This is a genomic window from Chryseobacterium taeanense, assembly GCF_900099685.1.
GTDB classification, from domain to species: Bacteria; Bacteroidota; Bacteroidia; order Flavobacteriales; family Weeksellaceae; genus Chryseobacterium; species Chryseobacterium taeanense.
Window position 1 is genome coordinate 119,361 of the sequence record NZ_FNDW01000007.1, and the last position, 21,146, is coordinate 140,506.

Annotated in this window: 13 protein-coding genes; 4 read left to right on the forward strand and 9 right to left on the reverse strand. The window is 36.1% G+C overall.

Annotated elements, in window-relative coordinates; all coding sequences use genetic code 11:
• Nucleotides 1-139: 139 nt before the first annotated feature.
• The 4 genes from BLR30_RS11520 to BLR30_RS11535 form a co-directional block, all read right to left on the reverse strand.
• Nucleotides 140-4,339: a T9SS type B sorting domain-containing protein gene (locus tag BLR30_RS11520; protein WP_089858673.1), complete on the reverse strand. Its 4,200-nt coding sequence runs from the start codon at nucleotides 4,337-4,339 to the stop codon at nucleotides 140-142.
• 204 nt (nucleotides 4,340-4,543) lie between these two features.
• Nucleotides 4,544-4,834: a hypothetical protein gene (locus tag BLR30_RS11525; RefSeq protein ID WP_089858675.1), complete on the reverse strand. Its 291-nt coding sequence runs from the start codon at nucleotides 4,832-4,834 to the stop codon at nucleotides 4,544-4,546.
• Nucleotides 4,835-4,885: 51 nt separating this feature from the next.
• On the reverse strand, nucleotides 4,886-5,869 hold the full coding sequence (locus tag BLR30_RS11530; RefSeq protein ID WP_089858680.1) for a 2-hydroxyacid dehydrogenase: 984 nt from the start codon (nucleotides 5,867-5,869) through the stop codon (nucleotides 4,886-4,888).
• A 124-nt stretch (nucleotides 5,870-5,993) separates the two neighbouring features.
• Entirely contained in the window at nucleotides 5,994-6,647 is a 654-nt protein-coding gene (locus BLR30_RS11535) for a protein-L-isoaspartate(D-aspartate) O-methyltransferase (RefSeq protein ID WP_089858683.1), read from the reverse strand.
• Nucleotides 6,648-6,778: 131 nt separating this feature from the next.
• Between BLR30_RS11535 and BLR30_RS11540 the strand changes: the two genes are divergently transcribed.
• Nucleotides 6,779-7,741, forward strand: a complete 963-nt coding sequence (locus tag BLR30_RS11540) for a Gfo/Idh/MocA family protein (RefSeq protein WP_089858686.1) — start codon at nucleotides 6,779-6,781, stop codon at nucleotides 7,739-7,741.
• A 64-nt stretch (nucleotides 7,742-7,805) separates the two neighbouring features.
• On the opposite strand, the gene BLR30_RS11545 is transcribed toward BLR30_RS11540, so the two are convergent.
• The 4 genes from BLR30_RS11545 to rpsA all read right to left on the reverse strand — a co-directional run bounded on the left by BLR30_RS11545 (nucleotide 7,806) and on the right by rpsA (nucleotide 14,611).
• Nucleotides 7,806-8,801, reverse strand: a complete 996-nt coding sequence (locus BLR30_RS11545) for an alpha/beta fold hydrolase (RefSeq protein ID WP_089858689.1) — start codon at nucleotides 8,799-8,801, stop codon at nucleotides 7,806-7,808.
• Between the two features lie 92 nt (nucleotides 8,802-8,893).
• Nucleotides 8,894-9,865, reverse strand: coding sequence for an EamA family transporter (locus BLR30_RS11550; RefSeq protein WP_089858692.1), 972 nt, complete (start codon nucleotides 9,863-9,865; stop codon nucleotides 8,894-8,896).
• 125 nt (nucleotides 9,866-9,990) lie between these two features.
• Complete coding sequence (locus BLR30_RS11555) at nucleotides 9,991-12,594, reverse strand: T9SS-dependent M36 family metallopeptidase (protein WP_228400758.1); 2,604 nt, start codon at nucleotides 12,592-12,594, stop codon at nucleotides 9,991-9,993.
• A 220-nt stretch (nucleotides 12,595-12,814) separates the two neighbouring features.
• Nucleotides 12,815-14,611 carry a 30S ribosomal protein S1 gene (gene rpsA / locus BLR30_RS11560; protein WP_089858698.1) on the reverse strand — a complete coding sequence of 599 codons (1,797 nt, stop codon included), beginning with the start codon at nucleotides 14,609-14,611 and terminating at the stop codon, nucleotides 12,815-12,817.
• 348 nt (nucleotides 14,612-14,959) lie between these two features.
• On the opposite strand from rpsA, the gene BLR30_RS11565 reads away from it, so the two are divergent.
• The 3 genes from BLR30_RS11565 to BLR30_RS11580 all read left to right on the forward strand — a co-directional run bounded on the left by BLR30_RS11565 (nucleotide 14,960) and on the right by BLR30_RS11580 (nucleotide 20,161).
• On the forward strand, nucleotides 14,960-17,146 hold the full coding sequence (locus tag BLR30_RS11565; RefSeq protein ID WP_089858701.1) for an alpha-N-acetylglucosaminidase: 2,187 nt from the start codon (nucleotides 14,960-14,962) through the stop codon (nucleotides 17,144-17,146).
• Complete coding sequence (locus BLR30_RS11570) at nucleotides 17,147-18,256, forward strand: acyltransferase family protein (protein WP_089858705.1); 1,110 nt, start codon at nucleotides 17,147-17,149, stop codon at nucleotides 18,254-18,256. It abuts the gene before it with no gap.
• Between the two features lie 597 nt (nucleotides 18,257-18,853).
• Nucleotides 18,854-20,161: a DEAD/DEAH box helicase gene (locus BLR30_RS11580; protein WP_089858712.1), complete on the forward strand. Its 1,308-nt coding sequence runs from the start codon at nucleotides 18,854-18,856 to the stop codon at nucleotides 20,159-20,161.
• Between the two features lie 76 nt (nucleotides 20,162-20,237).
• On the opposite strand, the gene BLR30_RS11585 is transcribed toward BLR30_RS11580, so the two are convergent.
• Nucleotides 20,238-21,131 carry an SMP-30/gluconolactonase/LRE family protein gene (locus BLR30_RS11585; RefSeq protein ID WP_089858715.1) on the reverse strand — a complete coding sequence of 298 codons (894 nt, stop codon included), beginning with the start codon at nucleotides 21,129-21,131 and terminating at the stop codon, nucleotides 20,238-20,240.
• Nucleotides 21,132-21,146 lie beyond the last annotated feature (15 nt).

Here is a 21,146-nt window from a genome sequence, read left to right on the forward strand (position 1 = left end):
AACCACCCCGTCTTCTCCCTTTGGTCGAATCCCCGCCTTCAAAGGAGGTGAATTTTTATTGTGGAGAATTGTATCGCTTTCAAAAATAAAAAAACCTCACTGAAGTTCAATGAGGTTTGGTTTTAAAATGTTTGTAATTTTAGCTATTATTTTTTACCAAAATCCACCCCGTAAAAGTTCTTCCATCCGGAAGGGTAATTACGTACCAGTAGCTTGAAGTAGGGATTGCCCGACCCTTGATCGTTCCGTCCCAGAAGAACTGTGTATTTGAGCTTTGTTCGAAAATCAAGACCTGATAACGGTCGAAAATTTTAACCGTCGACATTCTCTTTCCAAATACATGAAGATTTTTAACAATCCAGTTATCATTCAGTCCGTCTCCGTTAGGAGTAATTGCATTTTTAATGTCCAGCACTACCCCATCCTGCTTCACGATACAGTCGCTGTTGATGTATTTCACATAGAAAGTGGTAATTCCCGTCGGTAAATTATAAAAAGTATTGGTAGCCTGCCACGTTACTCCGTCGATAGAATAAAGGATGGTCTGCGTTCCGGTAGCGTTAACCACCGCTGTATTTCCGTTGAACTGAAGTTCCTGAATCACCGGAACATCATAATGTTTGATTTCAAATGTAGCCGTATAGGTACATCCGTTATCTGCCGTTACCGTAAGCGTATATGTTCCGACAAGGGTAATATCTGTAATGGTATCTGTAGTGGAGATTACCTGTCCCGAAGGATTTGTCCATACATAACTTACAATCGTATAGCCTTCAATATTGGCTGTATAATTTAATGAACCTTCCGGACAGAAATAAAGTGTCGGAATATCGAATACCGGAGTTGACTTTAATGAAAGATTGATCTGCACAACGTTTGAACAAAAGCCCGGAACGCTTACTTTTACATAAACAATATTGGATGCTGAACTTTGATTAAATGTAAAGTTGGAAGGTGTTGCAATGACATTTGTTCCTGCATTAAGATCGGCCAAAGAAGGGTAATAAGTGAAAGTAACATTTGCTCCTGTATAAATCTGAGATTCAAACTGTGTTAAATTAATATTTTCCACTCCGTCATTTGCCGTATCACAAACAGAAAGCTGGAAAGGACCTGCGTTCTGTAAGGTCACTTTATTGCCAAGGGTAAAATTAACGACTGCAATATCATCACATCCCGGAATATTCTGAACTTTTACCCATATCTGTCCCGGAAAAGGATTTACCGTAAAGTTATCCGGATTGGCAATAGCATTGGTTCCGTTCTCAGCATCCTGCTGTGTAAGATAAAAACTGAATGTATTGGCAGGGTTGGTGATATCGACCATCAGATTTGTAAAATTAAGCAGATTGACCTCATAGCTTCCATCTAAATTCTCATCACATACTGTAATAGTAGAAGTAATTGCTTTCGGCGGGAAATAGGTATTCAACTGAATAGGAGCCACAGAATAACATCCGGTAGTCTGCGACTGGAATCTCGCCCAAACCTGAACGGAAGATACATTAGTTGTTACCGTTGGCCCAATCTGGTTTGCAGCATTTCCGGCGTTGGCCTGTGCTGCGGTATTGTAATAGGTGATCGTCATTTCCGACAGAGGATATGTATTCTGTGACGGAATAAATAATTGTGAGACGGCATCGCTGAGCTGGAAAGTTTCATTTAAATTAAAATCTTCATCACATTTTGCCAATGTCGCAGCATTCAGAACAACCGCAGGTAAAAACGTCATCTGAATGTTGAGTTTTGAAGCTGAAAAACATTCGCTGTTGTTGAATTTTACTTTTACATAAACCATTGCACTTCCTGCAGTAATCATAAACTGAGCAGGATTGTTAATCGGATTGGAAAATACCTGTGTGGAAGGATTATAATTTAAGTAATAGCTGAAACTGACATCTGATCCCGAATAAATCTGAGGCTGAGCCTGTGTAAGATTGTAGATCTCATTGCCATCATTATTATTGTCACAGATATTATTCAGCATTATATTCACTTGCGGGTTTACGGCAGGTGTTGAGCTAAAACTCAGGTTCACAGGATAAATCTGCTGACAGTTGTAAGAAGTTATCTTTACAAAGATCTGTTGAGTTCCATTTAAGGTTATACTGGTAATGGGATTGCTTCCGCTGATGGCATCGGCAGAGGTCTGGTAAAATATGGTGGTTGCATTTTGATTTCCGACGATTGCTGCTGAAAACTGAGACAGCTGTACAATTTCCGAATTATCATTATTGAAATCACAAATACTGAATGCTGACTGAACAATTACCGGATGTACCAGATAAACCATAATTGGCCTTACTGTAAAACAATCATCCGAAATTTCGAACCGTACAAAAAAAGTTTTTATCACCAGATTTCCATCTGTTGTTATCGTCTGGTTTGGGCTTATCTGATTAATTCCTGCATTGGCGTTTGCTGAAGTCGCATAAAATTCTATGACGGGAACTGTAGCAGGAGAAACCAGCATTCCGGAAGAAAGTGTCGTTAGATTAACAGTAATATCGTCTGTACCGTTAAAGCAAATGTATTCTTTCTTCTCATTAGCAACAATTTTACTGAAAGTAACATTCATATTGACCGTCACCACAGCAAAACATCCGTTAGGAATCTCAACCCTTATGAAAATGGTATATATTCCTTCTTTAATGGTATTTAAACCCGTTCCTGATCCTGCAATTGCTTCGTCAAAAGTGTTATAAGCAGTAAAGGTAGCTCCGGTCTGTGTGGTAATCAATGGTCCTATGACAGAAGCATAGTTAAAAGGTTCCTGATTATCTGCATTAATATCACACACCGAATAGGTAAAATTAACAGGGTTATTAATGTTTACTCCAGGCCTGAACTGAAAACTGACAGGTCCCAGAATATATGTACAATTTCCGTCCAGAAGTCTCACCCAAAGATTTGTACCTGAAGAGATATTTACCGTAGTTAGTGCATTTGAATTATTCTGGGCATCAGACTGCGTAGGATGGTAGGAAATTCCGGTTGTTCCGGGCGGAAAAAGTTCCGCATTCAACTGGCTCACATTATAGTTAGATTCCACACCATCATTGTTGGTATCACAAAGCTCAATTATGTTTTTAATAAGACTTTTAGAGATAATATTTAAAGTAAGCACTGCGACACGATAGCAGGTCGGCACGGTAGGATTCTGGATTCTTACATATAAAACAGTATTAGAAGTGAGCGTGTAATTGTTGGGTAAAGCATTAAGATTGGTCTGAGCGTCCTGAAGGCTTGTATGAAAGCTAAATTGGAAATTGGCAGGATTCTGGGTCGTAAGATTTGCCTGAAAACTGCTCAGCGTAAGGTTTACAGAAGTGTTACCACAAAAGTTTTCGGTATAATTTTTTGCTGCAGGATAAGAAGCATCAAAGGTTAGCGGAAAAGCATCGGTTAATGTAAGATTTTCGTTTCCACAGATGTTGAACTTCACGTTGGCTGTGTAAATTTCATTCTGAGTAGGACAAACTGTTGTCTGAACACCCGTTCCTACCGTCTGCCCGGCCGTGTTTGTCCAGGTTACCTCAGGTTCTATCACATTTCCCAACGGACTGAATTTCCATCCTTCCTGCAAAGCCTGCCAAACGCCTGTATTCCTGTTTGCGGGCGATACACCTTGCGTACCATCGCTGTTGATAACACCAATCAAAGCATTTTCAAATTTTCTTGTAGGGCACGGTGTCAGTTTTTTATCGATGAACACTTCTATCACATTGGTGGTTTCATGTAAAACGATCTGGGATGAAGATCTTTCTGTACATCCTGATACTCTTCCTTCGTAAAAATTGATAACAAATTTTCTGTACGGCGCTGTCCCAATGGTAGAATAATATATTTCAGAAGCATCTCCTGAGGAAAAAACGATATCATGGTATGCTCCGAATATAGAGTTTTTGGGAAGGCTTGTGCTTGGGTTAGTCCACTGTATATTGGGATAATTGATATTTCCCAATTGGTTCAGATCAAAAGTTACCATCCCATTAGATCCTACAATAAGTGATTGGTAGTATTGATTATAAAAACAAAACTTGAAAGGAAGATCTAATTTTGCAGCAAAGAGGTCATCATAATTGGCATTCAGTGCTGTTCCCTGATTAAGAGGAACCGGCGGACTATATACTTCCTGACTGATCTGATAGCTTGCCGTCTGCCTTAATACAGGATATTCGACATTCAAAGCGATGCAACCGTTGGCATCAAGATCATTATTGCAGGTAACATTAAAGCTTTCATTTCCAGCAGCATCTTTTACTTTTACACTCACAGGTGTTTGGGCAAAAATAGCAGTGGTAAGGGAAATGAACAGAAGTTGTAAATATTTTCCCATAATTTTTCAGTTTAAATTTATCACTAGGTAATGATAAATTTAATCATTTAAATTATATGGTTTTCAATAATACTTAATTATTCATGTTAAATTAATATGCATTACATTAATTAATGATTAATTAAGGAAATATTGAAGTAAATAAGATTTTATTTCCTAATAAAAAATACTACATAAAAAAACCTTACCGGTTAAGGCAAGGTTTTAACGTATAAGATCTTCATTCAGTTCCTCGTGATCGTCATCATTATCACTCAGTCCCCAATAGCTGTTTTCTTCATCTTCACCGATGTCACTCGTTCCTGCTTCATCATCAACTCCTGGAATATCAAGTCCTTTATCCATTTTATCATCATCTTTTTTTTGATTAAAAACCGGCTTTCCGTTACCGTCTAAAGAAATATGTTCTTCTTTATTGAATATATCTTCACCAGGCTTATAATCTCTCTGTTCCAATCTTCTTTCCTGTTCTTGTTCGCTGTTTTCGGGTATCATAATATTAATATTTAGTGTTGATTTGAATTAAACAAAAATAATTCCAATTTGCTAAGATTTTTCAGAATAAACTTCAGGATTAATACAGGCGGGCATTTTTTCACCTTTTGAAAATGCAATAAGATTTTCCGCAGCAATTTTTGCCATTCCATTTCTGGCTTCCACCGTTGCCGAGCCAATGTGAGGGAGAACACAAACATTTGAAAGTTCTAAAATAGGATCATCTTTAAAAATAGGTTCCGGGTTCGTTACATCCAGTCCGGCTCCCCAGATTTTGTGTTCGGCAAGGGCATCATACAGATCTTTCTGATTGTGAAATCCTCCTCTGGCTGTATTGATGAATATAGCGTTTTCTTTCATCTCTTTAAAAACATCAGCATTAAATAATTCTTTTTGCTCTTCCTTAAAATTGGCATGAATACTCAATACATCCGAACGTGAAATTAATTCTTCAAAAGAAACATATTTTGCGCCCAGTTCATTTTCAGCTTCTTGATTACGATGACGATTATGATATATAATATTCATATCAAAAGCTGCTTTTGATTTTTTTGCCATTTCAAAACCAATTCTTCCCAGCCCAAAAATTCCCAACGTTTTTCCGTAAAGCTCCTGCCCTAAAGCATGAAGCGGATCAAAATCGCCCCAATTTCCGACCTTCACTTTCTCAAAATTGTAGCTGGCTCTTCTCGCAACCGATTGCATTAGTAGGAAAGCAATGTCAGAAGTGGCTTTGCTCAACACATCGGGTGTATTTCCTACAGGAATTTTCCGGCTATTGGCCTCTTGTATATCCACATGGTCAAAACCAACGGAATATAAGGCAATTGCTTTAACATTCGGGCATTCATTAAAGAAATCTTTATCATATTTAAACTCCGCTCCTACGCTTAAAATCATATCGTGACTTTTGCAGTAGCTTAACCATTCTTCACGCGACAAATTATCATGATCCGGGATAAAAACTTCCAGCCCCGCTTCTTTCAGCATATTGATTCCTATTTCGGGAATTCTTTTATTGATAAATACTTTCATAATGTAATAATTTGAAATTTTTGGATGCTAATATTTCATCAAAAAGCAAACCACCAAAGAAAAAGCCTCATTAGTTATAATGAGACCCAATATTTTAACGTAAAATTTTAAAAATTATAATGATTTATAAATTCGTTTTTCCCAGCATAGGAACAAATTTGTAGGCACCAAACTCCTCTTTTTCAAACTCGGTGGGAGAAACTTTAGTGAATCTGTATAAAACCTGTTCATCCGTAGGTCCCAAAGGAATTACCATTTTACCACCAACTTTCAGCTGTTTCAGTAATTCAGTCGGTAAAACGGAAGCGCCGCACGTTACGATAATCTTATCAAAAGGTGCAAAAGTAGGAAGGCCGGCAAAACCATCACCGAAGCTTTGAAATTTAGGATACAAGCCCATTTCACGAAATTTCTTTTTAGAAAAATCAAAAAGGTCCTTCTGCCTTTCTACGGTATATACCAAAGCTTTCATTGCCAGCAAAACAGCGGTCTGATATCCGCAGCCTGTACCAATTTCAAGTACTTTTTCGCCTTCTTTTATCTGTAAAAGTTCAGACTGCTCCGCCACTGTGGAAGGATGAGAAATCGTCTGATGAGCAAGGATAGGAAAAGCTCTGTCTTCGTAGGCAAAATCTTCAAAAATGCTTTCTATAAAAAGGTGTCTGGGAACTTCGTTCATTGCCGAAAGTACATTTTCATCCGAAATTCCGATTCTGTTCCTGAGATAATCAACCAAAATCTTTCTTTTCCCTTTGTGTACAAATGAGTCTCGCGCCATTTAAATTCAGTTTAAATTTCAGGTAGTAATTTTTACAAAAGTAAAAAAACATTCAGTAATTATCAACCTAAAACCTATCATCTGTCTACCATTCTTTAAAATTCTTATCTTTACGGAAATTTAATACATCTATGTTAAAAGCAGGTTTGGTAGGTGCCGGACATTTAGGTAAGATACATTTAAGACTTTTGAATCAGTCGGATAAATATGAGTTCATAGGTTTTCATGATAAAGATGTTGAAAACGGTAAAAAACTCGAAGCAGAATTCGGATACAGATATTTTGAAAATTTTGATGAATTGCTTGAGCAGATTGATATGCTTGATATTGTAACGCCAACCGTTTATCATTATGATTATGCTTTGAAAGCGATAAATAAAGGGCTTCATTTTTTTATTGAAAAACCTGTAACACAAACTCTTGAACAAGCGGAAGAAATTCTTAGACACTGTCAGGAAAAAGGCATTAAAGCGCAGGTAGGACATGTAGAAAGGTATAATCCGGCTTTCATTGCGACGAAAGAGTATATTAAAAATCCGATGTTTATTGAAATTCACAGGCTTGCAGAATTCAATCCACGCGGAACGGATGTTTCGGTTGTTTTGGATTTAATGATTCATGACTTGGATATTTTATTAAGCATTGTAAAGTCAAAAGTGAAAAATATTCACGCCAGTGGTGTCTGCGTAGTAAGCAAAACGCCAGATATTGCGAATGCAAGAATTGAATTTGAAAATGGATGTGTAGCCAATCTTACTACTTCGAGAATTTCTATGAAAGCAATGAGAAAGAGTCGGTTCTTCCAGAAAGACGCTTATATTTCTGTTGATTTTTTGGAGAAGAAAGCTGAAGTTATCCGAATGAAAGATGCCCCGGAATTTCCAACTCCGTTTGATATGATTATTGAAAATGCTGACGGTGAGAAAAACCAGATTTTATTTGAATATCCTGATATTCAACCAAATAACGCCATCCTTGATGAGCTAAATTCTTTCGCTGATTCGATCACTGAAAATAAAAATGTTGAAGTTTCTATAGCGGACGGGACGGAAGCGTTGAAAATTGCTTTACAGATTATGAAACTGATTTCCTAACACTTATTATATATGGAAAATACAGTTACGGCGGCCAATTCTTGGCCGCCGTAACTGTTTTGAATTATTTAATGAAACTATATAATGCATTCCAGAATTTATCGTAAACTTCAATATGTGGAAGATGTCCTACATTGTCAAGCTCAACCAATTCTGATCCTCTAATCTCCTTATGTGTTTTCTTTCCTAGCAGCTGATATTGTCCCATTTTTGGTTGAAGTTCTTTTGGAGCTCTGTCTTTTCCGATAGCTGTTCTGTCCCTTGTTCCGATAATTAAAAGTGTGGGAACTTTAATGTTTTTAAACTCATAACAAACCGGTTGATTGTAAATCATATCAGATGTTAATGCAGCATCCCAAGCCACTTTGGGATAATCAGGATGAAGTGTCCAGCCGGCTATCAAATCCAGCCAGGGCTGATATTCCGGTTTCCATTTGTTGTCGTAATAGAATTTTAGCTGGTAATTTTTGTAAGATTCTGCCGTATTTTTTAATTCAAACTGATACGCCTGATCGATAGTCTGATACGCAGCAAATGTTTTATAATCTTCCAGCCCAATCGGATTTTCCAAAATAAGCTTTTCTACTTTTTCCGGGTATAATAGTGTAAATCGCGTAGCAACCATTCCTCCCATTGAATGTCCTAAAACTATTGTTTTATCGATATCAAGTTTGTCTAAAATTGATTTTGTATTTACCGCCAGTTGAGAAAATGAAAATTGATAGTTTTTTGGTTTTGATGATTTCCCAAATCCAATCTGATCAGGAATAATTACTCTGAAACCTTTTTCTGAAAGGTCTTTGGCCGTCCTTTCCCAGTATGCTCCGTTGAAATTTTTCCCGTGAAGAAGCATAATGGTTTTTCCATTAGAGTTTTTAGGCTGCACATCCATATAGGCCATTTTCAAATCATTATTCTGAGATTTAAAGTTTAAAAAATGGACTTCAAATGGGTATTGATAATTGGTAAGTTCAGCATCCAGAGGTTTTACCTGAGAAAAAAAGATTCCGTACATCATAAACAACAACACTACAGTAACTGTATTTTTAAAATATTTCATAAAGATTTATTTTGATACTAAAATAAAAAAACCGTATCAAAAGAAACGGTTTTTCATAAGATATTTAAAGTTTTATGATTATCTCAACATATTTATGCAACAGCAAGTTCTCTTTTTGAAGGTAAATTCATTAAAATAATTGCAAAAAGAATTAAAGCAATTCCTATCCATTGGATAAATACAACTTCCTCTCCTAACAATGCGAAAGCCATAGTTACAGAAACCGGCAACTCCAACGAAGATACGATACTCCCCAATCCCAATCCTGCATTTGGAAACCCAATATTAAATAAAATCGGAGGAATAATTGTTCCGAATAATGCCAAAATAAAACCGTATTTCCATAAAATAGAATACCTGAAAGCATGGATATGATCTGTATTATCGGTAAAATTCAGATAAAAACTTTTTAAAATACTACTGTGAAGCGGCCCAATCTGCGCAAATAAAAGAAATAAAAAAACGACAACCGAACCGCCGGCAAGCATAATGAGACTTTTCCTGAAAACAGGAAGATGGGTTGCCAGTTTATTGGAGGTAAACATCGTCATGGTATATGAAGCTGCAGCCATCAATCCCCAAAAAATACCTTTTAAATCAAGTCTAATTTCTGTATTGATAAGGTTTGTTGCTAAAACAGTTCCTACCAAAACAATAATAACAGATAAGATTTTCCGTGCCTGAGGCAGCTTTTTAGTGATGAAACTTTCAACAACTACACTAAACCAAACAGATTGCATCAGCAAAACAATGGCAATAGAAACGTTAATATACTGAACAGCAATATAATAAAACAAACTTGTACATCCTAAAGATGTTCCGGCCAATAAGAGATTTCTTACTTCTATTGTATTTGGTGATGGTAATGGTTTTTTTGAGGTGATCGTCTGAACAAAATTCAGTATCAAAAGGCCAACTAATCCTAAAATAAACTGAGATGTGGTAACTTCCGAAGTTGTATAACCTTCATTATAAGCGAGTTTCACAAAGGTTGCCAACATTCCGTAAATGCTTGCACCAATTCCTACAAATAATACTCCTTTTAGTACATTTTTCTTCTGCATGATTCATTTTTTAACAGCCCGCAAAGTTACGTTTATTAAATGAAATAAATCGATAACGATAGTATAGATAAAAAGTATCCGGCGCGAGCTTCGCTCGCGCCGGATACTTAAATATGTTTAAAAGTTTATTTTCTAACGATTAGTTTTGATGTTGTATCAATACCAATACCTTTTACTTTTACAAGATAGGTTCCATTAATCAATTTATCTGTAGAAATCGATTTTTTAGCATCCGGAGAAATCTTATCTTCAGATGACACTAGTTTTCCTGACATATCATAAATTTCAACACTTACTTTTCCTAAGGTTTTGCTTGGGAAATTGATGAAGAATTCATTTTTAGCAGGATTCGGATAAATTGAAATGGTATTCTTAACGGTTTGTACTTCATCAGTAGCCAATACGCAGTCTGCAGGTACATCAAAACTTTCCACCTGATCGTTAATATTGGTTTTAGATCCTGCAGAAGCGTTTATTCCCAATCCTCTTTTAGCAAAAGTTCTCCAGATCATGCATCGGTCTGCACCTTGTGTAGTTACAAGTTCTGCTTGCAAGATTGCATCTCTACCGTTAATAAACGTCGGACTACAAGCCTGCAGCTTTAAAGCATCTGTAACCAATTGCAGCACTCTTGAGCTTCCGTTAGTAGTATTAGCCGTAACATCAGATGAATAGCCATATTTAGCAACATACTGCCAGTGAAGATCCCATAGCATTGATGCCCATATGAAGCCGATAGAGTGAACATCTGTTGCGCCATTGGAAAGTACCATTCCGTTGGTATCACCATAGGTATAGTCATTTATGCTAAAGTCAGGAGAATATTTAGCAGGTCTGAGACCGTCACCCGTTATCCCTTCTCCAACAGCATAGGTAGCCATTCCTCTTGCTACAGATGCATTATCGCCAGGTTTATTGGTAAGCATCAAGGCAAAAAAATCTGACCATCCTTCTCCCATTTGCTCTCTGCTAAGTGATGTCTGTAAACATGAATAACCATTACCTGTTAGTCTATTAGAGATTCCATGACCATATTCATGAATCATAACTCCGTTATCAAAGCTTCCATCCTGTTTTGTACTATAGCTCATAGAAACATTTACAGGAATATTATTGGCTAATTGTAACTTTATATACTCTCCTTCTGCATTATCAATCAGTTCAGACATGATGAAAACATTGGCATTAGTACCTCCCATGTTTCCTGGAGCACCAGAACTAACCGCATTGTAAATAATAGCTCCTGTAGCTCCAGCATTTTGCATGTTTTCAACTTTTGTAGAAAAATCACAACTTCCTCTTTCTGCTAAACCAATAAAACCATTTAATGAACCAGATGGAAGTGCTGTGCAGGCATCCAATACAGGAGATAATTTTACATTACCCGTCACCGGTAACCCTGTAATTTGCTGACCAAATTGTGCTAAATATGAAACAGGTGTTCTGCTTACTGCTGTAGAAGGTGCATTATAAAATAATTTCTGGGAACTATTTACCCATACATACATCTGCATTCTTCCGTTTCCACCATCTTGTGGGGTTGCAAAGTTTGCATTATTATAATTACTAGTAGACGTATCTACCGGTGTAGCTGCACCATCCTGCGCTTCTGCTAAAACATAATCATTTCCTGTTCCTCCAAGGTTAAAATTATTCTTTTGAAAATTTCTTGCTGCGGGAGTAAAACCAAATTTGTAAAAAATATCATGTACCATATTATTCGCATAGAATAAATTGGTAATAGCAGCATCCTGATTTGTTAAAGCCAGGGCTCCTGCTGTATAAGGAAAATTGAAATTTCTAGTTGCCCCACCATCTACTGTAATTCCTGAAAAAAAATCATCATCATATAAATCCTGATAAGCCAAAACGTTATTACCTTGAGCTGTTGTATAATGATTGGTTCCGTCGGAATGCCAGCCTTCAGGAGAAGCAGTAAGATTCCAAGGATTTGTGACTATGGATCTTGAGCCAAAAGTAGGAGCTTCTATCGGAAAAGGAAATATATTGTAAGATGCGTTATCGGGAGAAAGTAATATACTGTTCTTAACTATGCTACTTTGATAACTTTCTTCATTTAAAGGATAAACAGCAATCGTATTTTCATGGGAATGCTGATATGCATCGTCAGTAAAATTACAGCTAAGATTTAAATTATTCTTTTCTATAATTTCACCTGTATTGGCATTTACTAAAATATTCCAATAATTTTCTGTCTTTTTTTCAGGAAAAGTGAATTCGTAGCATAAAATTAAGTCATCATTTTCCTTAGTATAGATTAATCTGTATTTCGCAAATTCATCCTTAATATCAGCATCATTGAAATTTAAAAGAATAACTTTATCCGGGTCTAAATGAGTGGCTGCCGATGCAGATCTGAAAGCGGCTTCTTTAGTGATAGCAGCAACATTTGAATCAGCATTTTTATAGTCTTTTTCAAAGCCGTCATTATATAAAACTATTTTGCTATTTTTGATTAAGACCGTACTTAATGACTTATTAACCGGAATACCTTTATATAACTGTTGTAATTTCACAACATCTCCATTCATACTTTCAGAATGGTCGTTCATATCAATAAGAAAATCGGTCAGATCCGTTTTCTTATATTCTCTTAATTTGTTTTGAGAAATATAGTCCTTTATTAACCTTTCATTATCTTGTGAAAACAAAAGATTAGGAAAGATTGTAGAGACTGCAAAGAGAAGGGGTAAAGCTACTTTTTTCATATACATTAATAAAGGCGCTAATCTACAAATAATTACTATCAAAACAATGATATATTTGAAATTATTTAACCATAAACTAACAATATTAATCAAAAAAGAATTTAAAAGATTAGAAAAAAATAAAATTTATTGAAAAACAAATATTTATTCTGATTAGATTGTGAATAAAAAAAGCCACTCAATTGAATTGAGTGGCTCATATTTTAAATGGGTTTAAAGATTATTTACCTTCTTCCATTTTTCTTTTTAATTCTGCTAATGCATCGATATCTCCAAGAGTAGATCTCTCTTCATTGTTTGATGAAGATGTATTATTAGATCTGTTATTAGAGTTTTCTCTCGCATTTTTCTTTTCTTCATCTCTGAAGATTCCTGTGTGAGAAACTACTACTCTTTTGAACTCTTTGTTGAATTCAATCACTTTGAAATCAGCTTCTTCACCTTTCTTGATTTTAGATCCGTCTTCCTTCTCTAATAATCTTGATGGGCAGAACGCCTCAACTTCAGCATCTTCGAACTGTACAGAAGCACCTTTATCGTGAACTTCTACCGCTTTACCAGCGTGGATCGTTCCTTCAGCATATTTAGTTTCGAATGCATCCCAAGGGTTCTCAGTCAATTGCTTGTGACCTAGAGATAATCTTCTAGCCTGGATGTCAAGTTCAAGAACTACAACGTCTAGTTTATCACCAACTGCACAGAACTCAGATGGGTGCTTGATTTTCTTAGTCCAAGAAAGATCAGAGATGTAGATTAATCCGTCGATACCTTCCTCCAACTCTACGAATACACCAAAGTTAGTGAAGTTTCTTACAGTTCCTACATGCTTAGATCCTACAGGATATTTAGCTTCGATATTTTCCCATGGATCTTTGCTTAATTGCTTGATACCTAAAGAAATCTTTCTATCTTCTCTATCTAAAGTTAATACTTCAGCTTCAACTTCATCACCTACTTTCACGAAGTCACCAGCAGATCTCAAGTGAGTAGACCAAGACATTTCAGAAACGTGGATTAATCCTTCAACACCTGGAGCGATTTCTACGAATGCACCATAGTCAGCAAGAACAACTACTTTTCCTTTTACTTTATCTCCAACTTTTAAGTCAGCAGAAAGAGCATCCCAAGGGTGAGCTTCTAATTGCTTCATACCCAATTGGATTCTTGTTTTCTCATCATCAAAGTCAAGGATAACAACTTTTACAGTTTGTCCGTCCTCAAGGATTTCAGATGGGTGGTTCACTCTAGACCAAGAAAGATCTGTAATGTGGATCAATCCATCAACACCTCCTAAGTCAATGAATACACCGTAAGAAGTAATATTCTTAACAGTACCTTCAAGAACTTGTCCTTTTTCAAGCTGAGCGATGATTTCTTTTTTCTGACCTTCGATATCTGCTTCGATCAATGCTTTGTGAGATACTACTACGTTTTTGAACTCAGGGTTGATTTTCACAACTTTGAACTCCATAGTTTTACCTACGAACTGATCGTAATCTTTGATTGGCTTAACGTCAATTTGAGAACCAGGTAAGAATGCTTCGATTCCGTGTACGTCAACGATCATACCTCCTTTAGTTCTAGACTTAACAAAACCGTTTACGATTTCACCTGTTTCGTGAAGCTCGTTTACTTTATCCCAAGCCTTAAGCGTTCTTGCTTTTCTGTGAGATAACTGTAACTGACCAGTTTTGTCTTCTCTTCTGTCAACCATTACTTCTACCTCGTCACCTACTTTAAGGCCTTGGTTGTAACGGAATTCGTTAAGAGAAATAACACCTTCAGATTTGAAGTTGATGTCTACGATAGCTTCTTTGTCAGTTAATCTTACCACTTTTCCAACCAATACGTCGTTATCGTCAAGGTTGTTTAAAGATCCGTTGTAGATTTCTTCAAGATCGCTTTTTTCTTTTCTAGCATCAGCATCAAGACCAGATTCGAAAGAATCCCAGTCAAATTGTTCAGGTGCTACGTTTTGATTTAATAATAATTCTGCTGAATTTGTCTCTTTTGACATAATTCTAATAAAATTTGTATTCCTTCTCTTTCAACGGTTTGAATAAATGTGAATTGAAAAATACGGAAGTAATTAATTTTTAGTTATTTACTTTTCAAACCTTTTCGCCACAAAAGTGGGTGCAAAGATAGTGATTTTATTTAAGATTAACAACAATTTAGAATTTTGATTTTTTAGCTTTAATTAATTGATTTTCAGATTTAAATTAAATAAATCCTACACAGTTTGACTTACATGATTCAAGAATTTCATACTAACTTTCAGTAAACTAATTGATGACTAAATGGCTAATTATTAAAATATCAAAATGAGACAATATTTTTTTTATCTTTAGCCTTAAAATTTTGAATGATGAAAAAGCTCGCTTTTTTACTGCTAATTCTGATTACCCATTTATTTTATGCACAAAATGATACCGAAGCTGCCAAGGCACTTCTTATGCGAATAGCTCCGACTTATAAAGATAAAATAGTATTCAAAAAAGAAGTGAGTTCCGGAAAGGATTTCTACCAACTCGAGTATAAAAAAGATCACCTTATTATCACAGCGAATTCCGCAAATTCTATGGCGGTAGGATTAAATTTTTTCCTTACAACGTATTGCAAAACCTCTGTTTCATGGTACGCTGATAACCGAATAGAAGTTCCGGCAACATTTCCTAAACTCTCAGAAACCGTAAAAAACGAGTCCCGTGTAAATAACCGTTTCTTTCTGAATTACTGCACATTCGGTTACACGATGCCCTGGTGGAAATGGAAAGACTGGGAACGCTTCATCGACTGGATGGCTTTAAATGGTGTCAATCTTCCTCTTGCCATCACCGGACAGGAAAAAATATGGCTGAATGTCTGGAAAAAATTCGGATTTTCGGAGAACGAGATCAGAAATTACTTCACCGGGCCCGCATATCTGCCATGGCATAGAATGGCCAATATTGATCACTGGGAAGGCCCGTTGCCGATGTCATGGATTGACGGACAGGCCGAACTGCAACAAAAGATTCTAAAAAGAGAACGCGAACTGAATATGAAACCGGTCTTGCCGGCTTTTGCAGGACACGTACCAAAAATTCTTAAAGATAAATTCCCGAATGCAAAGATTACTTCACTGGGAGAATGGGGAGATTTTGACCGGAAATATGAAAGTTATTTTCTCGATTCCTTTGATCCGCTTTTTGAAAAAATTCAAAAAGAATTCCTTAAAGAACAGACTAAATTATTCGGAACAGATCATATTTACGGAACCGATCCTTTCAATGAAGTGACACCGCCCAGCTGGGAACCACAAGATCTTGCCAGTGTATCAAAACATATCTACAAATCAATGGCTAAAGTAGATGAAAAAGCACAATGGCTGCAAATGGGATGGATATTTTATTTTCAGAAAGATAAATGGACTAACGACAGAATAAAAGCATTTCTACAGGCAGTTCCGCAAGATAAAATGATTCTTCTGGACTATTATTGCGATAAAACTGAAATATGGAAAACAACTGATTCCTTTTTTGGCCAGCCTTACATCTGGTGTTATCTCGGAAATTTCGGTGGAAATACTTCCATTAAAGGAAATCTGGATGAAATTGATAAAAGAATTGAAAATACATATACAAACGGAGGTAAAAATCTCTGGGGTCTAGGTGCCACACTGGAAGGCTTTGGCAACAACCCAATGATGTATGAGTTTGTTTTAAATAAGGCCTGGACTCATTCAAAGTCAAAAGAAGATTTTATTTCTCACTACGCCTTGGCCAGATCAGGAAGTACAGACGCTAAAATATCCGAAGCCTGGAAAATTTTATCAGAAAAAATCTATACCGAATCCGCAGATTTGGGAAATGCAGATCTCACCAATTCCAAACCTGTCTTTGAAAAAGCTGGCAGCTGGACGACCAATTTCACCATTAATTACAGCAATAAAGATCTTCTGCAGGCCTGGAAACTATTGATTGACAGCAAGTCAGATACTGACAATTACAAGGATGATCTCGCAGTCGTGGGAAAACAGGTGCTGGGAAATTATTTTCCGGTGCTGAGAGATACTTTCACACAAGCATATCGTCAGAAAGATATTACCGGAATGAAAAATTCAGGAAAAAAAATGCTGGATCTTATCAATGATATAGACCTGTTGTTATCTGCCAATAAAAATTTTCTGGTTGGAAAATGGATTAATGACGCGAAGGCAATGACAGATATTCCCGGCGAAAAAGCTTATTATGAAAGGGATGCAAGGAAAATCATTACCGTCTGGGGAGAAAAAGGGAAAGGATTGAATGACTACGGCAACCGTTCTATCGCAGGACTTATGAAAGATTATTACGGTGCAAGATGGCGGATCTTTATTGATGCTTCCATCAAAAGTGCTGAACAGGGAATTCCTGTCGATGAAAAAGAAATTCTGAAAAAAGTAGATGATTTCTCCTGGGAATGGAGCGAAAAGCAAAATACCTATTCTGAAAATCCTACTGGTGATGCAAAACAGATTAACAAATTATTATATCAGAAATATGCTTCCTTAATATTAAATACCAAATAGATGGAAAAAAGTAAACGTTCTCTTTCACTTGATATTTTCCGTGGAATGACCGTATGTTTTATGATTATTGTCAATACGTCAGGAAACTGGGCGACTACTTATGCACCACTTCTGCACGCTAACTGGAACGGATTTACACCAACCGATCTGGTTTTTCCGTCATTTCTTTTTGCTGTCGGAAACTCCATGAGCTTTGCGATGGACAAATGGAAAATAATGTCACAACGTGAGGTTCTGTTCAAAATCTTTAAAAGAACTTTCATTATTTTCCTTTTAGGGTTTCTGATGTATTGGTTTCCTTTCTATAAATTGGATGCAGATTTCAACAAACTGCCTTTTCCCTTTTCTGAAACAAGAATTTTCGGGGTTTTGCAGCGAATTGCCATTTGCTATGGACTCGCTTCCCTTATGTTATACTATTTTAAACCAAAAATCTCTCTATACATCAGTGCCGGAATTCTGATTGTTTATTGCATAATCTTTGCATTCTATGGTCCTTATGACATTCATAAAAATCCTGTTCTTGATTTGGATTTAAGAATTTTCGGAGAAAATCATCTGTACAAAGGTGAAGGATTTGCATTTGACCCCGAAGGTCTGTTAAGTACCTTTCCTGCATTGGTGAATGTTTTTGCAGGATATTTTACGGGGAAATATATTCGGGAAAAAGGATTTAATTATGAAATGCTTTCTAAACTTTTCATTACAGGTTTCGTACTTCTGGCTGCAGGATTTATGTGGAATTATGGATTCCCGATCAATAAAAAACTCTGGACTAGCTCGTATGTATTGCTTACGATAGGTTTAAGTCTTATGATGTTAGGAATGATTATCTATTATTCTGATTTTCTTAAAAAATCTAATGGCATTTATTTCTTTGAAGTTTTCGGGAAAAATACATTAGCCATTTATTTATTCTCAGAAATACTTCCTATCATTATGTACCATATTCCGATTGGTAAAACCAACAGTTACTCATGGCTTTATCAAAACATTTTCGCAAAATTCGGTGATTACTCCGGAGCATTTTTATTTGCCTTTTCCATAATGATGATTTGCTGGACAGCAGGATATTGGCTCGACAGAAAAAGAATTTATATTAAAATTTAGAGTCTATGGCTGTTTAAACTTTTTATATAACCGCAAAAGTTGCAAGACGAGCTAAACATTTATTTAAAGTTGATAATTACAAATGAAAAAAGATTACAATAGCTTAAAAAAATCTTCGATTTTTATTCTTTTGAAAACTTTAATTCTGATTATCTTTTGCAACTTTTACGGTTAATTCTGAAATCAGTTTAAACAAGTTTTCTGTTTAAATTCTAAATATATCTTTAATAGTAAGGAGTTTAGGTTTAAAAAATTATTGGATAAAATAAGTTTTTAGAATTATTCTAAAAGAATCAGACAGTCATACAACTGTCTGATGTTGTTTTTCGTAAAATTTTGATAAAGACAGCTAAAATTTTTGCCAGGTTATCTAAAATTTTAACCGAAAGACGTAAAACTTTAACCAAAAGACCTAAAACTTTAGCCAAAAGACTTAAAATTTTAGCCAACAGACCTAAACGGAACGTAAAAGGACTTAAACGGATCATCAATGAACCTAAACATTTAAGGTTAAAGTACCGCACGACCTTGTTAATGTTTACATTTCAAAATAAACCATTCAACGGCAAGCAGCACCAAATTTACTACCTTTGCAGCATGGAATTAGAATCGATCTATCAAAAACTGCAGATTCAGGAGATGAATCAGATGCAGAAATCTACATATAAAGCAACTGAGAACCAACAGGACGTTGTTCTACTCTCTCCTACCGGATCAGGAAAGACACTGGCTTTTTTGTTTCCTGTTTTAAGAAATTTGAAAAAAAATATTCCGGGAATTCAGGCTTTAATTCTGGTTCCGGCTAGAGAATTGGCACTGCAGATTGAGCAGGTTTTCAAATCAATGGGAACAGATTGTAAAGTTTCTGTCTGCTATGGTGGCCACGATAAAAAAATTGAAGTTAATAATTTAATTGAAGCTCCTGCCGTTTTGATAGGAACTCCGGGAAGAGTTGTTTATCATTTAAGAAACAATAATTTCGATCCGAAAACGATTCAGACACTGGTTTTGGATGAATTTGACAAAGCTTTGGAACTGGGTTTTCATGAGGACATGGAATTTATTTCCAATTCTTTAAAAGGCCTTTCGCAAAGGATTTTAACGTCTGCGACAGCAATGGATGAAATTCCGGCTTTTACTGGACTGAAAAATGAGAAAATTATTGATTTTCTAAAACTAGGTGATGCAAAACCTGATATTCAGTTTAAAAAGGTGATGACAACATCCGAAGAAAAACTGGATACTTTATTCAATTTAATATGTAAAATCGGAAATAAAAGAACTCTGATTTTCTGTAATCACCGTGAAGCTGTTGACCGTATTTCAGAGCTTCTCCGACAAAAAGGCATCGACAGGGAAACCTTTCATGGAGGCATGGAACAGGATGAAAGAGAACGCGCCCTTTTAAAATTCAGAAATGATTCTGCAAGAATTCTAATCACAACTGATCTTGCTGCAAGAGGTTTAGATATCCCTGAAGTGGAATCCATCGTTCATTACCAATTACCTCCGAAGGAAGATGCTTTTATCCACAGAAACGGCCGTACCGCAAGGATGAATGCTAAAGGTTTTGCTTATCTGATCATGACGGAAGATGAAAATTTTCCTTTTATTAAAAGTAATACTCCCGAAGAAAGCGTAGTAGGATTTACTAAAGTACCGGAAAAAACACCTTTTCAGACGATCTACATCAGCGCCGGAAAAAAAGATAAAGTCAACAAAGTGGATATTGTAGGATACCTGATTAAGAAAGGCGAGCTCCAGAAAGAGGAGGTCGGATTAATTGAAGTGAAAGATTCGACTTCTTATGTTGCCGTTTCCAGAAATAAAGTAAATTCTGTTTTAAGAAAGCTTGCCAATGAAAAACTCAAAGGCAAAAAAGTGAAAATGGAAGTGGCTTATTGAAGTAAGGTTTAGGTTTAGGCTAAGGTTGAGATTCAGTATAGTTATTCTAAAACTTAATCTTAGCCTCAGCCTTTACCTATTTTACCCCTTTTACTTTTGTCGGTAAGGTGTACACAGATTCACTAGCAGTGATAAACAATACATTATGGTCTTTTCCACCGAATGTAACATTTGCCGTCCAATCCTCATCAATAGGAATGTGGTAGATTTTTTTCCCTTCACGATTGAACACATGAACACCTTTTCCTGTAAGGTAAACATTTCCATGCTTGTCAATCGTCATACCGTCTGATCCCATTTCACAGAACAGCTTCTTTTCAGACAGTTTTCCTTCTCCAAGGATGTCATAAACATACGTTTTTCCGGCATCGATATCAGAAACATACAGCTTTTTAAACTTTTCACTACCAATAATTCCATTAGGCTGTGTGAAGGTCTCAATTTTTGTAACATTGCCATCTTTACTTCTGTAATAAAGACTTTTATGAGGAATTTCCTGTTTAAAATCAACCCAATAATCTCTTTTGTAGAGTGGATCTGTAAAGTACATTCCGCCGAATTCATCATTCCAGACATCATTAGGCCCATTTAATCTTTTGCCTTCAAAACCTTTTAGCAGAACCTTGACTTTTTTATCCTTAGAAATTTTCCAGATTTCTCCATTATCGTCGGAACAGGTGATGAGATTATCATCTTTATCAAAATGCGTCCCGTTTGCCCTTCCGGTTTTATTTAAAAACTCAACAACTTTATTGGTTTTCCAGTCCCAGTAATAAATTTTATCATTAGGCTGATCTGTGAAATAAACATTTCCTTCCTTGTCCGAAGAAGGACCTTCCGTAAATTTGAACTGATCCGAAATTTTTTCCGGTTTTACGTCTTCATAAAACATAGTATTAGTATTTACTGATTTGCAGTTTGTTAATACTAAAACCAAACCAACCGGAGCAAGCCGCAGGATATTTTTCATACAACATTAAATTTT

Coding starts and splice junctions, on each gene's coding strand:
- BLR30_RS11520 (WP_089858673.1), bottom strand. CDS start 4,339: ATGGGAAAATATTTACAACTTCTGTTCATTTCCCTTACCACTGCTATT.
- BLR30_RS11525 (WP_089858675.1), bottom strand. CDS start 4,834: ATGATACCCGAAAACAGCGAACAAGAACAGGAAAGAAGATTGGAACAG.
- BLR30_RS11530 (WP_089858680.1), bottom strand. CDS start 5,869: ATGAAAGTATTTATCAATAAAAGAATTCCCGAAATAGGAATCAATATG.
- BLR30_RS11535 (WP_089858683.1), bottom strand. CDS start 6,647: ATGGCGCGAGACTCATTTGTACACAAAGGGAAAAGAAAGATTTTGGTT.
- BLR30_RS11540 (WP_089858686.1), top strand. CDS start 6,779: ATGTTAAAAGCAGGTTTGGTAGGTGCCGGACATTTAGGTAAGATACAT.
- BLR30_RS11545 (WP_089858689.1), bottom strand. CDS start 8,801: ATGAAATATTTTAAAAATACAGTTACTGTAGTGTTGTTGTTTATGATG.
- BLR30_RS11550 (WP_089858692.1), bottom strand. CDS start 9,865: ATGCAGAAGAAAAATGTACTAAAAGGAGTATTATTTGTAGGAATTGGT.
- BLR30_RS11555 (WP_228400758.1), bottom strand. CDS start 12,594: ATGAAAAAAGTAGCTTTACCCCTTCTCTTTGCAGTCTCTACAATCTTT.
- rpsA (WP_089858698.1), bottom strand. CDS start 14,611: ATGTCAAAAGAGACAAATTCAGCAGAATTATTATTAAATCAAAACGTA.
- BLR30_RS11565 (WP_089858701.1), top strand. CDS start 14,960: ATGATGAAAAAGCTCGCTTTTTTACTGCTAATTCTGATTACCCATTTA.
- BLR30_RS11570 (WP_089858705.1), top strand. CDS start 17,147: ATGGAAAAAAGTAAACGTTCTCTTTCACTTGATATTTTCCGTGGAATG.
- BLR30_RS11580 (WP_089858712.1), top strand. CDS start 18,854: ATGGAATTAGAATCGATCTATCAAAAACTGCAGATTCAGGAGATGAAT.
- BLR30_RS11585 (WP_089858715.1), bottom strand. CDS start 21,131: ATGAAAAATATCCTGCGGCTTGCTCCGGTTGGTTTGGTTTTAGTATTA.